Source organism: Bacillus sp. ZY-1-1 (assembly GCF_003047165.1).
In the GTDB taxonomy this organism is placed as follows: Bacteria; Bacillota; Bacilli; order Bacillales; family Bacillaceae; genus Bacillus; species Bacillus velezensis.
In genome coordinates this window covers 2,718,110-2,732,316 of sequence record NZ_CP027061.1, presented here as the reverse complement: position 1 = coordinate 2,732,316, position 14,207 = coordinate 2,718,110, and the positions used below count along the sequence as shown (strand labels likewise).

Here is a 14,207-nt window from a genome sequence, read left to right as displayed (position 1 = left end):
CGCTCATACCCGTATGTTTCCTGAGATAAACGAGATGTTTTAGTGAAAGGCCGGTTGGGAATCATAGAGGATGTATAGAGGGGTACAGAAAGGGGAAAGAAAATGGCTGATACAAAGAAAGTTACAATCAATGGGGTTGAAATGGAAGCGCCGGACGGCCAAACCGTTTTGCAGCTTTTGAACAATAGTTCAATTGACGTGCCGCACGTGTGTTATCACCCGAGTCTCGGGCCGATTGAAACGTGCGATACCTGTATCGTCAATGTTAACGGGGAACTGGTGCGTTCGTGTTCCGCGCAAATAAAGGACGGAGATGTCATTGATACGCTTTCGTCCGATGTAAAAAAAGCGCAGGTTATCGGCATGGACAACATTTTGCACAACCATGAATTGTACTGTACGGTCTGTGATTACAACAATGGGAGCTGCGAAATACATAATACCGTAAAGGAAATGAAAATCAATCATCAAAGCATTCCGTTCGATCAAAAACCGTATCCTAAAGATGAATCAAATCCGTTTTACCGATATGATCCCGATCAGTGCATTTTGTGCGGACGCTGCGTCGAAGCCTGTCAGGACGTACAGGTAACCGAAACGTTAAGCATTGATTGGGAGCGGAAACGCCCGCGGGTCATTTGGGATCAGGATGTGCCGATCAATGAATCATCATGTGTTTCCTGCGGACATTGTTCGACGGTATGTCCGTGCAATGCCATGATGGAAAAAGGCATGGAAGGCGAAGCTGGGTATTTAACAGGCATTAACCAAGAGACGCTTCGGCCGATGATTGATATCACAAAAGGCGTCGAAACCGGATACGGATCAATTTTAGCCATATCGGATATGGAATCGGCCATGCGGGATGAAAGAATCAAGAAAACGAAAACCGTATGCACATACTGCGGTGTCGGCTGCAGTTTTGATATATGGACGAAAGGAAGAGACATTTTAAAGGTCGAGCCTCAGGCTGAGGCGCCCGCAAATGGAATTTCGACGTGTGTGAAAGGGAAATTCGGCTGGGATTTCGTCAATAGTGAAAAGCGCCTTACCAAACCGCTTATCCGGGAAGGAGACTCGTTTCGGGAGGCGGAATGGGATGAAGCGCTGCAGCTGATCGCTGATAAATTTACCGATATAAAAGAACATTTCGGCCCGGACGCGCTTGCTTTTATCACATCTTCCAAATGCACGAATGAAGAATCATACGTGATGCAGAAGCTTGCAAGAGCCGTTATCGGAACAAATAATGTCGACAACTGCTCACGCTACTGCCAGTCTCCCGCCACGGCCGGATTGTTCAGAACGGTCGGATACGGCGGTGATTCAGGGTCGATTACAGATATAGAAAAAGCTGAGCTCGTGCTGATTATCGGTTCAAATACATCTGAGTCTCACCCCGTCCTGTCCACACGCATTAAACGTTCTCATAAGCTGCACGGACAGAAGCTCGTCGTTGCTGACTTGCGAAAACATGAAATGGCCGAGCGCTCCGACGTGTTTTTCCAGCCGCGTGCCGGATCAGATATTGTCTGGCTGAATGCCGTATCGAAATATCTGCTTGATCACGATTTGGCGGATACTGCATTTCTGAAGGAGAGAGTGAACGGATTAGATGAATTCGTGAAAAGCCTTGAACCTTATACGATGGAATATGCGGAAAAACATACCGGTGTGGACAAGGATACCTTAATTAAAGTGGCCCGGATGATTCATGAAGCCAAAAGCGTATGCGCACTGTGGGCGATGGGGGTCACCCAGCATATCGGAGGAAGTGATACGAGCACGGCCATTTCCAACATGCTTCTTGTGACCGGAAATTACGGCAAGCCCGGCGCAGGCTCATATCCGCTTCGGGGCCATAATAACGTGCAGGGAGCCAGTGATTTCGGCAGTATGCCTGACAGCTTCCCCGGCTATGAAAAAGTAACGGATGAAAAAGCCCGCAAAAAGTATGAACAGGGCTGGGGAACAGACCTGCCGAAAGAAATCGGAATGACAAATCATGAAATGATCGAGGGCATCCACTCGGGAAAACTGAAGTGTATGTATGTAAAAGGGGAAGAAATGGGACTTGTCGACTCCAATATCAACCATGTTCATGCCGCCTTTGAAAAGCTTGATTTCTTCGTTGTGCAGGATATTTTTCTCTCGCGGACGGCCGAGTTCGCCGATGTGGTGCTCCCGGCAAGCCCGAGCCTTGAAAAAGAAGGGACGTTTACGAATACGGAACGGAGGGTGCAGCGCCTTTACAAAGTGTTTGAACCGCTGGGCGATTCAAAGCCTGATTGGCAGATCATTACGGACATCGCCAACCGGCTGGGCGCTGATTGGCGCTATGAACATCCGGCAGACATTATGGAAGAAGCGGCAATGCTTTCGCCGCTCTACGCAGGCGTCACTTACGAACGTCTCGAAGGCTACAATTCACTGCAATGGCCGGTAGCAGCGGACGGAACCGATTCACCGCTTTTATTTACGGACAAGTTTCCGTTTTCAGACGGCAAAGCGATTCTATATCCCGTTCAGTGGACCGAGCCGAAAGAATTTGATGAAGAATATGATATCCATGTGAATAACGGGCGGCTGCTCGAGCATTTTCACGAAGGGAATCTGACTTACCGATCAAAAGGAATATCCGAAAAAACACCGAGTGTGTTCCTTGAGGTCTCGCCCGAACTCGCCGAAGAAAGAGGGCTGGAAGACGGAACGCTTGTCCGTCTGACATCACCGTACGGAAATGTGAAAGTCAAATGCGTCATCACAGACAGGGTAAAAGGCAAACAAGTCTATCTCCCGATGAACGATTCAAAAGACGCCGCCATTAACCTTTTGACAAGCAGCTATGCGGATAAGGATACCGATACACCGGCATATAAAGAAACATCAGCGAAGATGGAGATTTTGAAAAAAGAAGGCGTTAATCCGCTTCCGAAAATCAATTTCCGTTACGGAAACCCGCAGCCGCAGATCGGTGTCCGGGTTGATCGGAAATGGGCGCGTCAAGATTATGTATTTCCGGGAGACGCCGTAAAAAGGGGGAAACAGCAGAATGGCTAAAGCAATCAGCGGCATCCGAAAACAGACCGTCACAGAAGAAGACAAACGAAAAAAGGACTTAGAAGAGATCGAAACGGCTCTTTTACGAAATAAAGACGCGATTTTGGAATCTCTGCACATTCTTCAGCACATGAACGAGCGCGGCGTTTTGGCGCTTCTGCGCGGGCTCTTCGGCCAAGGAGACAAAGTGATGGATATCCTCGTGAAGAAGGCGAATACGCCGGAAACGGCCAATATGCTGAAAAATCTCCTGCTGTTAAGCGGCGTTCTTGGCATGCTCGATGTAAAACAGCTTGAGCCGTTTATCGTTAAAATCAATGCGGGCGTCACAAAGGCCGTCGAAGAAAAAGACAGCGGCAGGAAGACAGGGTATTTTGATATCGTCCGCGCTTTAAAAGACCCGGAAATCAACAAGGCCGTCACTCTGCTGTTTTCTTTTCTGAAAGGCATGGGCGCTGATACGGACGATATGGAAAGGAATACGCAGCCTCCTGAAGACCAAAAGCAGCATCAGAAACCGCAGACGAATGAGTGAACATTTCTCCCGAGCCTGGCCGAAGGCTCGGGTTTTTTGTGCGCTTCTGCTGTTTTCTTGGGAGAAATTTCACCTCCGGATTCATGACTTTTGTTGTGTTATGTTAATAGTTAAGGTTATGAATAGAAAAAAATTGAAAATATGTGCTAGGATAAAATTCAAGGTACGTCAACTATTCAAATATGAAACAATCAGGAGTGATGTAACATGAGTAAGCTGAGGAGCACGAGACAAGCCATCCAAAGAACCCTGATGAAAGGAAAAAACGGCCTGGACGTATACAACCCTTTTCCTTGGTATGAAAAAATGAGACGGGAAAGCCCTATATACTTTGATGAAGAAACGAAGGTTTGGAGTGTGTTTTTATACGATGATGTCAAAAAAGTCATCAGTGATAAAGAGACGTTCTCAAGCCGCATGACTGATGTGAAAAGCTCGATTGCAAAGTCCATGCTGAATATGGACCCGCCGAAACATACCCAAATCAGATCTGCCGTCAATCGCGCTTTCACTCCCCGCGTCTTGAAGGAATGGGAGCCGAGAATTAAAGACATTACCGATCATCTCCTGAAACAGGCAAAGAACAAAGGGCGGATTGATATCGTTAAAGATCTCTCTTACCCTTTGCCGGTCATGGTGATTTCAGAATTATTAGGCGTTCCGTCCGAACGTATGGATCAGTTTAAAAAATGGTCGGACATTCTCGTCAGCATGCCGAAAGATGCGAGTCCTGAAGCGGCGGAGAAAAATCAGCAGGAACGTGACCAATGTGAGGCGGAGCTGGCGGCGTTTTTTGCGGGAATAATAGAAAGCAAACGAAAACAGCCCGGCCAAGACATTATTTCTATTTTGATAAAAGAGGAAGAAGAGGGGGAGAAGCTCACGCCAGAAGATCTGATCCCGTTTTGCAACCTGCTTTTAGTGGCGGGAAATGAAACAACGACTAATCTCATTTCAAATGCGGTTTACAGCATATTAGAGACGCCCGGCCTTTATGAAGAGCTGAGACAGGACCCTTCTCTCATCGCGCAAACAGTGGAAGAAACGCTGCGTTTTCGCGCTCCCGCTCCGTTTGTCAGAAGGACGGTCCGGCACAACACTGAACTGCGCGGGCGCCGCTTGAAAAGCGGAGAGATCGTTCTCTGCTACGTTGCATCTGCCAACCGTGATGAAAACAAATTTGAGAAGGCGGGCGTATTTGATATCCATCGCCAATCGAATCCGCACCTTTCCTTCGGATTCGGCGTACACTTCTGCTTAGGCGCTCCGCTTGCCAGACTTGAAGCGGAAGCCGCACTGAAAGGAATTGTAAAAGCCTTTTCACACCTTGAGCCCGTTCGGATTGAGCCGATCCGAAACAGTGTCATGTACGGGCTGGAGTCTTTAGAAGCCGAGATAAACGAAAATGAGGGAGAAGAAAAAAGATGAGAAAAACACACATCGCCATTATTAATGTGGCCGCTCACGGTCATGTCAATCCCACGCTGCCTGTAGCCGAGGAACTTGTCAATCGCGGATATAAAGTGACATTCGCTACGACTGAGGAATTTGAAGCTTCCGTTGCCAAAACGGGTGCCATTCCCGTTTTATACCGCACAAGCATAAAGGCGGACCCGAAGACGATAAAAGAACGGGTAAACAAAAGTGACGCGTTTGTGATGTTTCTGGAAGAAGCGGTTGAAGTGCTTCCGCAGCTGGAAGAGCTGTACAAAGACGACCTTCCTGACATCGTCCTGTTTGATTTTTTAGCGCTTGCCGGAAAATTGTTTGCGGATAATGGCGGCATCCCGGCCGTAAAGTTCTGCCCGAGTTATGCAATGAATGAGTATTTTCAATTAGGAAGAGACGAAGAAACGATGGAAGCGGCCAAACAGGCGATAGAAGAATATCAGGAGAAAATTGAAAATGAACAAGTGAAACGGATGACAATGGAAGAATTTTTCATGCCTGAAAAATTGAATATCGTCTTTATGCCAAGGGCCTTTCAGCCGAAACAGGAAACCTTTGATGAACGATTCTGTTTTGCGGGTCCGTCTCTTGGGGAACGCACAAATACGGGAAGTCTGGAAATTGATGCAGCCGATGACCGTCCGCTTATGCTCATCTCACTGGGAACGGCGTTTAACGCCTGGCCTGAATTTTACCGGATGTGTATTGACGCGTTTCGGGACTCGGGCTGGCGGGTTATTATGTCAGTCGGCACAACAATTGATCCGGAAAGTTTTTCGGATGTGCCCGATCACTTTATCATCCGCCAGCACGTTCCGCAGCTTGATGTGCTGGAGAAAGCAAAGCTGTTCGTATCTCACGGCGGGATGAACAGTACAATGGAGGCGATGAATGCGGGTGTTCCGCTCGTTGTCGTTCCGCAAATGCACGAACAAGAGGTCACCGCAAAGCGTGTGGATGAATTGGGGCTTGGCGTGCATCTGCCGCCGAAAGAAGTCACTGTGGCCCGTCTGCAAAAAGACGTTCAGAACGTATACGGCGATAAAAACATTCTCAGCCGCGTGAAAAGCATGCAGCAGAAAATAAAAGAAACCGGCGGCCCTAAACAGGCTGTTTGCGCCATTGAAGAATTTTTGAAAACGGCGGCCGTCGAAAATTGATTAGGAAAACAGGCAGCACCGGACGGCTGCCTGTTTTGTTATATGTTTTTCTTCATGCCGCATCTCCGGCATTCCCTCAAAAATTTTCCGCCCTTCACTGAGCTTTTAAACAGCGTGTAGTCGCAATTGTCACATCGGCCGCTGTGAACATCAGGATATTCATTGAACTCATAAATGACCGAAGTATCGTATCCTTTTGTCTCGAACTCTTTTTTTGTTTCCATGATTGAAAGTCCCTCCGCGAATCAAATCGTTCTGCCCGGTTAATGATACAGCAACTGCACGGGGGATTCAACGGGAGCATAGCTTGATTTTCCCGGCTGATTGCGTAACAATAATAGAAATAAATGACGGCCTGCCATAGGGCGCCCGGCATCTGAAGGGAAGAAGAAAACAGCGATGGGAAAAGGATTGAACGGGAAACGGATTGCCATCGGCGGTTCGCGGAAAACAGAAGAGATCACAAAATTAATAGAAAAGCAGGGCGGAACGGCGGTCATCCGTTCCCTCCAAGGAACCGTATACCTGGCGGAGGATCAAATGGAACCCGACGTAAGAACATTTGCCGGGCAAAAAGCCGACTGGGTGATATTCACCACAGGCATCGGTACGGAAACGTTATTGTCGGTATCGGAAAAAATCGGTCTGAAAGAAGAATTTTTAGCGGCCGTTCATGAAGCGAAAATCGGCTGCAGAGGCTATAAAACATATGCGGCCTTAAAAAAGCTCGGCATCACGCCGCATGCCTCAGATGAAGACGGTACAACAAGAGGGCTGATCCGCTCCTTGGAACGATTTGACTTTAAAGATAAAAAAGTTATGATACAGCTTCATGGCGAAAAAGCGCCGGTTTTAACGGAGTTCCTTGAGAAAAACGGAGCGGAGGTATTCCCTGTTCTGCCGTATCAGCATATTCCGCCTGAAAGGGAGACGGTCGATAAACTGATGGGAGAGCTGTTAAACGGAGAGGTCGATGCCGTATGTTTTACGACAGCCATTCAAGTGCGCTCTCTCTTTGATTATGCAAAAGAAAAAGGATCCGCAAAAGAATTGCAGCAGGCATTCGAAAAACATGTGCTTGCCGCCGCAGTCGGCAAAGTGACGGCTGAAGCGATCCGGGATGAAGGGGTAAAGAGGGTCCTTGCTCCGGACATTGAGCGGATGGGAGCGATGATAATTGAATTATCCCGTTACTATGAATCTCTGACCTTGTCATAAACCACCATTCAGCAGGGAAAAAAGCTTACGCTTCCCTGCTGAATTTTTTTAATTGCCAGTGTTCCGTGAAAAGGGAAGGATATGTCAAGGCGCTGAGTATGATGCATGTAAGAAGAGCGGAGGCCATCGTTGTAAAAACGATCAGCAGCTGAAAGCGCACCGCCTGTATCGGATCAGCCCCCGCTAAAATCTGCCCCGTCATCATGCCGGGAAGCTGAACGAGACCCAATGTTTTCTGGCTTTCTAGCGTCGGGATCATACTGAGTTTCATACTGGACGTCAATATCTGCCGGACGGCCTGCTTAGGCGTTCCTCCGAGAGAGAGAATCAGCTGGATTTCTTCTTTCCGCAGGTCTGCTTCCGAACTGAGCCGGCTTAAAAACAGACTTGAGAGCACCATGGAGTTTCCGATGACCATGCCGCTTATCGGAATGACATATCTTGAAGTGAACGGAATGATGTGAAGGGTCAGTAAAAGTCCCTGCGTCACGGTTTCTGCGATTGCCAGTGTCAGAAAAACGCGCCAAAATGAGCCGATCCGCATTTTTTTCCGTTTGGCGACATTGTGCGAAGCGGCCGTGAGCATGAGAAGCACCATTAATATGATAAATATCGGGTGATCACCGCGAAAAATCAGCGACAGCACATAGCCTATGATGAGAAGCTGAATGACGGCCCTGACGGTTGCGACGATCATATCCTTTTCGACGCCAGCTTTAAAAGATTTAGACAGGAATAAAGCGATAATGACAAATATACTTGTTAGTAACAGTGAAAGATCATTCATATCAGCACCCGCTCCCTTGTAAAAGCGCCCGGGCTTTTTCGTGTTTCGGTTCCTTAAAGAACGTTTTCGTTTCCGCGGTCTCTAAAAGCCGTCCCTCAGCCATAAACCATACCGTATCGGATAATCGTTCTGCTTGTTCAAGGTTATGGGTGATCCACAGGATTGTCAGCTGTTTTTGCCGATGGAGTTTCGTAATCAGTTTCTCAATGGTGAGAACGGATGAGGGGTCGAGCGCCGAGGTGATTTCATCCAGCAGCAGGATGGACGGCAGTCCGGCGAGAGTTCGCGCTAATGAGAGTTTCTGCCGCTGACCTCCGGATAATTCTTTCGCATTCCGATCCAGAAGCCCGCGCGGAAGGTCTGTAAAATCTGCGAGCTCTTCAGGGGTATAGTGCTGCGCCCCGTGGAGTTTTTCTGCGAGCAGAAGGTTGTCCCGCACCGTGCCCTCCGTGACGGGAGCTGATTGAAATGCAAGGCCCGCGGTTTTTCTGAGCTCCCTGATATCCCAGCGCCTTATTTCTTTTCCGAATACAAGAACTTCCCCTTCATCAGGTGTATTCATCAGATTGCAAAGTGACAGCAATGTGCTTTTTCCCGCGCCGGAAGGCCCTATCAACGCCGTGATAGAACCTTTTTGAATATGTCCGGTTACACGGCTTAGGACATCAAAGGACGTATTGTTTTGTTCAAAGCGTTTGCCGGCTGACAGAAAAGATATTGCCGGAATTTCTTCTTTCATATAGGATGACACCTTTCGTAAAAAATCAGGAACCGGTGAGATTGGCTGACGTTTGCTCCGCCGTTTTCTGATCTGTCTGCCGGGAAGCGAATGTATGCATGACCATTCCCGCAATAATAATGAACAGTCCGGCAAATGAAAGAAGTGACGGAAACGCCGCGGATAAAAAGACGATTTCGCCGATCAGTGCAAAAAGAACCTCTCCGGACTGCGTCGCTTCAACAGCAGCGAGCTTCTGCGGCTCATTCCTCACCATATCGGTGGCGCGGAAAAATAATACTGTTGCGATAACGCCCGAGCTGAGTGCGACGATAAAGGATTGGAATGTCTGTCCCATTGAGGGAAGCCCGTCTCTATGCCAGCCGAAAGCGGCGATCAAAAGCCAAAACGGAAGGCTTGCGAGCGTCATGCCGAGCACCCGCTGAAACGTATCGAGTTTTCCGCCGTATTGTTCCAGCATTTTGCGGTTGCCGAGCGGATAGGCAAACGCCGCGACGACGACCGGCGCCACGCTGAATAGTATCGTGCGGCCGGACAGAGAACCCGCATGCTGAAGCTGAATCAGCCCGGCTCCGATCAGGATGATGACGGAAGTAACCAGCGAAATCAGCGGGATCTTTTGTCTGACGGAAACCGGGCCCGCCGGTGAATTTTTTGTTTCGCAGAAAAACGGCGACAGAAGCACACCCGCGACAATTGTAATCTGCCACGTGCCGGCGATCAGCCAGCCAGGCCCATATGCCGCCGCAAACGTAATCGGGGCATAAAAAAGCACGAACCCGGTAAAACTCCACTTCAGCCAAAAAAACGGTTTTTTCCGGATTTCATGCCAGAGCGGCGCCCATTTTCCTTTCGCATAAACGATCAAAAATAAAAACGGAATCATAAAAAGAAAACGCAGGGAAGAGCTCCACATCCAGCTTCCGCCGGAAAGCTCCATCGCCCTGTTTAAAATAAATGTGACTGCAAAAAACAGAGATGCCAATATTCCGATCACGATGGCTTTCATTAAATCCCTCATTTTGACACATATTTTTTTATACTATACTATTCACCGGCAGGCTTCGCAATGGAATATGAGAAAATAGCGTTTTAATAAATGATGAATGGGAAACAGACATATACGGAGGTGAACACAATGCAGAAAGAAGATATTCAAGTGCTTTATTTCGAAGATGACGGCCGCATTCCGAATAACCCGAATCTTCCGCTTGTTATTTATAAAGCGGTATTTAATGAAGAAACGGTACAGAAAGCAGAGTCCGTCCTCAGCCGGCACGATTGGTCGAACAGCTGGACGGGCGGAGTATTTCCGTATCATCATTTTCACAGCACCACGCACGAAGTTCTTGTCGCGGTAAAAGGAACCGCGGTTTTGAGGTTCGGCGGGGAACAAGGGGCGGACGCCGTTCTTCAAACGGGAGACGCAGCGGTCATTCCGGCCGGCACCGGACATAAAAAACTGTCGGGCAGTTCTGATTTTACCGTGATCGGGGCTTATCCGGGCGGCCGGCAGTACGATACAAAAACGGAGAAAAATGATAGAACTTCAGAAGAAATCAGCCGTGTCCCGCTCCCGGAATGTGACCCCTTTACGGGAAAAACGGGCCCGCTTTTAAAACTGTGGGAAAAATGACAGGGGAAAAGCGGACGGTCTGTAAAAAAATAGCCTAAAAGAAACGTTATTACACCCCCGCCATATAAATAATTTCATAAACGAAACAATTCACGTTCAAATTTTGTTCAAAAAGTGTTATTATATAAGAGTAAATCAAATTGGGGTTTTTTATGTTTGCTATTTTCAGAGAGGAAAAAGAAATTTTGACTTATTCAATTGTTTTTGTTGATATAAAAATAATACTGGATATGGCAAAGTGAAAAACTGGGTAGTAAACATTTATTTTTGTAAATGATTGTGCACGAATTCACAATCTTGCTTTTTCGTGCTTTTCTGCATGAAGGGGGAAAGGCTACCCTTTCCAAAAAAAATCAGCATACTGCTTATAGTAAAGGAGAATCGGATATGCCAGAAACAATCGATCAAACAAATGCATCTGTCAGCCAAGGCCAACGCGATCTTATTGATCAGCTGCTAAAACCTGAAGTTCAAGAATCACTGACTGTTTTAGTGGATCAGCTTCCAAAACTGACTGAGTTAGTAAATATTTTAACGAAGTCTTATGATTTTGCACAGTCTGTAGCGACAGACGAAGTATTGAAGAGCGATACAGTGGGTGCGCTTACAGAAATTCTTGAGCCGGTGAAAGAAACAGCGAAAGAAGTTGCGGCTACTGCGATCGAAGCAAAAGACCGCGCGGATGCAAGCAATGAAACGATCGGACTTTTCGGCCTGCTGCGCATGCTGAAAGATCCTCAAGCTCAAAAGCTGTTCCGTTTTGCTAACAGCTATCTTGAAATCATGAACGAAAAACAAAAATAATCTCAGATTCAAATTGATATAAAGGACGGAGGATATACGATGTCAAAACATATTGTCATTTTAGGCGCTGGTTACGGCGGAGTTCTTTCTGCTTTAACCGTTCGCAAACATTACAGTAAAGATGAAGCACGCGTAACCGTTGTGAACAAATACCCGACTCACCAAATCATTACGGAACTGCACCGCCTTGCAGCCGGCAACGTGTCTGAACAGGCTGTTGCTATGCCGCTGGAAAAACTTCTGAAAGGAAAAGACGTTGACATTAAAATCGCAGAAGTCAATTCTTTCTCAGTTGATAAGAAAGAAGTTGCCCTTTCTGACGGTTCTAAGCTGACTTATGACGCGCTTGTTGTCGGACTTGGTTCTGTTACGGCTTATTTCGGCATTCCTGGACTCGAAGAAAACAGCATGGTGCTGAAATCTGCTGCTGATGCCAACAAAGTATACAAACACGTGGAAGACCGTGTGCGTGAATACTCTAAAACGAAAAACGAAGCTGATGCAACGATCCTTATCGGCGGCGGCGGCTTAACAGGCGTCGAGCTTGTCGGTGAGCTTGCTGACATCATGCCGAACCTTACGAAAAAATACGGCGTAGATCCGAAAGAAATCAAACTGAAATTAGTAGAAGCAGGTCCGAAAATTCTTCCTGTTCTTCCTGATGACCTTATCGAACGCGCGACAAAAAGCCTTGAAAAACGCGGCGTTGAGTTCTTAACAGGTCTTCCTGTTACAAATGTTGAAGGAAACGTTATTGATCTGAAAGACGGTTCAAAAGTCGTTGCCAACACATTTGTATGGACAGGCGGCGTACAAGGCAACCCGTTAGTCGGCGAATCCGGCCTTGAAGTGAACCGCGGCCGTGCGACGGTTAACGATTTCTTACAATCTACTTCTCACGAAGATGTATTCGTTGTCGGAGACAGCGCTGTATACTTTGCGCCGGACGGCCGTCCGTACCCGCCGACAGCGCAAATCGCTTGGCAGATGGGTGAACTTGTCGGTTACAACCTGTTCGCTTACTTAGAAGGAAAAACGCTTGAAACATTCAAGCCTGTAAACTCTGGTACGCTTGCAAGCCTCGGACGTAAAGACGCGGTTGCCATCATCGGAGCGAACTCTACTCCGCTGAAAGGCCTTCCGGCATCTTTAATGAAAGAAGCAAGTAACGTACGTTATTTAACACATATCAAAGGATTATTCAGCCTCGCTTACTAATCCTTAAGATCATACAGAAGACATTGCCGGACTTTTCTCGGCAATGTCTTTTTTACATGAAAATGTTAACGGATACAATTTTCTGAAAAATAAAATAAAAATGATTGATATGTGAGAAAGAGGAAGCTAAAATAAAAAAGAACCATTTTGTTAACGTTAACATTTTTTAAGAGGGAGGATGAGAGTGTGAAAGCTTTTATGGGTGATGACTTTTTACTGGATAGTAAAACGGCCGTAAAGCTGTACCGGGAATACGCTGAAAACATGCCGATCATTGATTATCACTGTCACTTAAGCCCAAAGGAAATCTATGAAAATAAAACCTTCGCAACCATTACGGAGGCATGGCTTTACGGTGACCACTACAAGTGGCGGATCATGAGGGCCAACGGCATTGAAGAGCGCTGCATTACCGGAAACGCTTCAGATGAAGAGAAGTTTTTCGCCTGGGCAAAAACGGTGCCGATGGCGATAGGCAATCCGCTGTACAGCTGGACGCATTTAGAGCTGCAGCGCTGGTTCGGCATTTATGACGTATTGAATGAAAAAACGGCCGCGGCAATTTGGAAAAATACGAATGAGCTCCTGCAGGGAGACGGGTTTGGCGCAAGGGATCTCATACTGAAATCAAATGTCAAAGTCATTTGCACAACCGATGATCCTGCCGATGCGCTGACATACCATGAACTGTTGAAAGAAAGTGATTTTCCGGTTCAAGTGCTGCCCGGATTTCGGCCTGACAAAGGTCTGGACATCAGCAGCCCGGGTTTTGCCGATTGGGTCCGGTCGCTGGAGAGCGCTTCCGGAATGGCTGTCACCACCTACCAATCGTATTTGGATGCGTTGGAATCCCGCGTCCGCTTTTTTCACAATGCCGGGGGAAGAGTGTCGGATCACGCATTAGATCAAATGGTTTATGCCGAGACGACCGAAGAGGAAGCGGCCCGGATTTTTGCCGCCGGATTAAGCGGAGAGCATGTGTCTTTTGAAGATGAAAAGAAATTCAAAACACGGACGCTGCAATATCTTTGCGGTCTTTACGCCGAACTGGACTGGGCGATGCAGTTCCATATTAACGCGTTAAGAAATACCAATACAAATAAGTTCAGCAGCCTCGGTCCTGATACGGGATATGACTCGATTAATGATGAATGTATCGCAAAACCGCTTGCCCGGCTGTTAGATTCCGCCGAAAAAAAGCGGCAATTGCCTAAAACGATTTTGTATTCTCTGAATCCGAATGACAACTATATTATCGCCAGCATGATCAACAGCTTTCAGGATGGGAAAACACCGGGGAAAATTCAATTCGGCACAGCCTGGTGGTTTAATGACACGAAAGATGGAATGCTTCAACAAATGAAAGCGTTATCAAACGCAGGTCTGTTCAGCCGTTTTATCGGGATGCTGACGGATTCAAGAAGTTTCCTGTCCTATCCCCGCCATGAATACTTCAGGCGGCTTGTCTGCACGCTGATCGGCGGCTGGGCGGAACAAGGCGAAGCGCCCTGCGATATGGAGCTTTTAGGGAGGATTGTCGAGGGAATTTGTTACCGGAATGCTGAGGAATATTTCCGCTTTTAAAAAATGGAATGAAAGAG

13 protein-coding genes are annotated in these 14,207 nt (G+C 47.3%); 9 read left to right on the top strand and 4 right to left on the bottom strand.

Features of this window, described 5'->3' with window-relative positions:
* Window positions 1-102 precede the first annotated feature (102 nt).
* The 4 genes from fdhF (at window position 103) to C5I45_RS13425 (ending at window position 6,204) form a co-directional block, all read left to right on the top strand.
* A complete protein-coding gene (gene fdhF, locus C5I45_RS13440; protein ID WP_095315335.1) occupies window positions 103-3,060 on the top strand; it encodes a formate dehydrogenase subunit alpha in 2,958 nt (985 codons plus the stop codon).
* Complete coding sequence (locus C5I45_RS13435) at window positions 3,053-3,595, top strand: helical membrane plugin domain-containing protein (RefSeq protein ID WP_012117344.1); 543 nt, start codon at window positions 3,053-3,055, stop codon at window positions 3,593-3,595. The genes fdhF and C5I45_RS13435 overlap by 8 nt, the downstream gene beginning before the upstream one ends.
* Window positions 3,596-3,802: 207 nt before the next feature.
* The gene (locus C5I45_RS13430) at window positions 3,803-5,023 is read left to right on the top strand and encodes a cytochrome P450 (protein WP_025851864.1); all 1,221 of its coding nucleotides are present in this window, start codon (window positions 3,803-3,805) and stop codon (window positions 5,021-5,023) included.
* The gene (locus C5I45_RS13425; protein ID WP_025851862.1) at window positions 5,020-6,204 is read left to right on the top strand and encodes a macrolide family glycosyltransferase; all 1,185 of its coding nucleotides are present in this window, start codon (window positions 5,020-5,022) and stop codon (window positions 6,202-6,204) included. Before C5I45_RS13430 ends, C5I45_RS13425 begins: the two co-directional genes overlap by 4 nt.
* 38 nt (window positions 6,205-6,242) lie before the next feature.
* On the opposite strand, the gene C5I45_RS13420 is transcribed toward C5I45_RS13425, so the two are convergent.
* Window positions 6,243-6,428, bottom strand: coding sequence for a DUF8096 family protein (locus tag C5I45_RS13420; protein WP_003154919.1), 186 nt, complete (start codon window positions 6,426-6,428; stop codon window positions 6,243-6,245).
* 175 nt (window positions 6,429-6,603) lie between these two features.
* On the opposite strand from C5I45_RS13420, the gene C5I45_RS13415 reads away from it, so the two are divergent.
* Complete coding sequence (locus tag C5I45_RS13415) at window positions 6,604-7,422, top strand: uroporphyrinogen-III synthase (protein ID WP_025851860.1); 819 nt, start codon at window positions 6,604-6,606, stop codon at window positions 7,420-7,422.
* Window positions 7,423-7,447: 25 nt separating this feature from the next.
* On the opposite strand, the gene C5I45_RS13410 is transcribed toward C5I45_RS13415, so the two are convergent.
* From C5I45_RS13410 to C5I45_RS13400, 3 genes are read right to left on the bottom strand one after another with little or no spacing between them, the layout of a single operon-like run.
* Entirely contained in the window at window positions 7,448-8,209 is a 762-nt protein-coding gene (locus tag C5I45_RS13410; RefSeq protein ID WP_003154915.1) for an ABC transporter permease, read from the bottom strand.
* Between the two features lies 1 nt (window position 8,210).
* Window positions 8,211-8,948, bottom strand: a complete 738-nt coding sequence (locus C5I45_RS13405) for an ABC transporter ATP-binding protein (RefSeq protein ID WP_003154913.1) — start codon at window positions 8,946-8,948, stop codon at window positions 8,211-8,213.
* A 25-nt stretch (window positions 8,949-8,973) separates the two neighbouring features.
* Window positions 8,974-9,957 carry a DMT family transporter gene (locus C5I45_RS13400; RefSeq protein WP_003154911.1) on the bottom strand — a complete coding sequence of 328 codons (984 nt, stop codon included), beginning with the start codon at window positions 9,955-9,957 and terminating at the stop codon, window positions 8,974-8,976.
* 129 nt (window positions 9,958-10,086) lie between these two features.
* Here C5I45_RS13400 and C5I45_RS13395 point away from each other — a divergent pair, with 129 nt between their 5' ends.
* From C5I45_RS13395 to uxaC, 4 genes are all read left to right on the top strand, one after another.
* Window positions 10,087-10,584: a cupin domain-containing protein gene (locus tag C5I45_RS13395; protein ID WP_024085183.1), complete on the top strand. Its 498-nt coding sequence runs from the start codon at window positions 10,087-10,089 to the stop codon at window positions 10,582-10,584.
* A 387-nt stretch (window positions 10,585-10,971) separates the two neighbouring features.
* The gene (locus C5I45_RS13390) at window positions 10,972-11,388 is read left to right on the top strand and encodes a DUF1641 domain-containing protein (protein ID WP_003154908.1); all 417 of its coding nucleotides are present in this window, start codon (window positions 10,972-10,974) and stop codon (window positions 11,386-11,388) included.
* 39 nt (window positions 11,389-11,427) lie between these two features.
* Window positions 11,428-12,606, top strand: coding sequence for an NAD(P)/FAD-dependent oxidoreductase (locus tag C5I45_RS13385; protein WP_003154907.1), 1,179 nt, complete (start codon window positions 11,428-11,430; stop codon window positions 12,604-12,606).
* A gap of 186 nt (window positions 12,607-12,792) precedes the next feature.
* Window positions 12,793-14,190 (top strand): glucuronate isomerase, encoded by a 1,398-nt coding sequence (gene uxaC / locus C5I45_RS13380; RefSeq protein WP_107994439.1) that lies wholly within the window; start codon window positions 12,793-12,795, stop codon window positions 14,188-14,190.
* Window positions 14,191-14,207: the final 17 nt, after the last annotated feature.

Excerpts from the sequence above, each read along its gene's own strand:
- C5I45_RS13390 (WP_003154908.1), top strand. The coding sequence starts at position 10,972 with ATGCCAGAAACAATCGATCAAACAAATGCATCTGTCAGCCAAGGCCAA.
- C5I45_RS13385 (WP_003154907.1), top strand. The coding sequence starts at position 11,428 with ATGTCAAAACATATTGTCATTTTAGGCGCTGGTTACGGCGGAGTTCTT.
- C5I45_RS13435 (WP_012117344.1), top strand. The coding sequence starts at position 3,053 with ATGGCTAAAGCAATCAGCGGCATCCGAAAACAGACCGTCACAGAAGAA.
- C5I45_RS13395 (WP_024085183.1), top strand. The coding sequence starts at position 10,087 with ATGCAGAAAGAAGATATTCAAGTGCTTTATTTCGAAGATGACGGCCGC.
- C5I45_RS13405 (WP_003154913.1), bottom strand. The coding sequence starts at position 8,948 with ATGAAAGAAGAAATTCCGGCAATATCTTTTCTGTCAGCCGGCAAACGC.
- C5I45_RS13425 (WP_025851862.1), top strand. The coding sequence starts at position 5,020 with ATGAGAAAAACACACATCGCCATTATTAATGTGGCCGCTCACGGTCAT.
- C5I45_RS13420 (WP_003154919.1), bottom strand. The coding sequence starts at position 6,428 with ATGGAAACAAAAAAAGAGTTCGAGACAAAAGGATACGATACTTCGGTC.
- C5I45_RS13410 (WP_003154915.1), bottom strand. The coding sequence starts at position 8,209 with ATGAATGATCTTTCACTGTTACTAACAAGTATATTTGTCATTATCGCT.
- C5I45_RS13415 (WP_025851860.1), top strand. The coding sequence starts at position 6,604 with ATGGGAAAAGGATTGAACGGGAAACGGATTGCCATCGGCGGTTCGCGG.
- C5I45_RS13400 (WP_003154911.1), bottom strand. The coding sequence starts at position 9,957 with ATGAAAGCCATCGTGATCGGAATATTGGCATCTCTGTTTTTTGCAGTC.
- fdhF (WP_095315335.1), top strand. The coding sequence starts at position 103 with ATGGCTGATACAAAGAAAGTTACAATCAATGGGGTTGAAATGGAAGCG.
- C5I45_RS13430 (WP_025851864.1), top strand. The coding sequence starts at position 3,803 with ATGAGTAAGCTGAGGAGCACGAGACAAGCCATCCAAAGAACCCTGATG.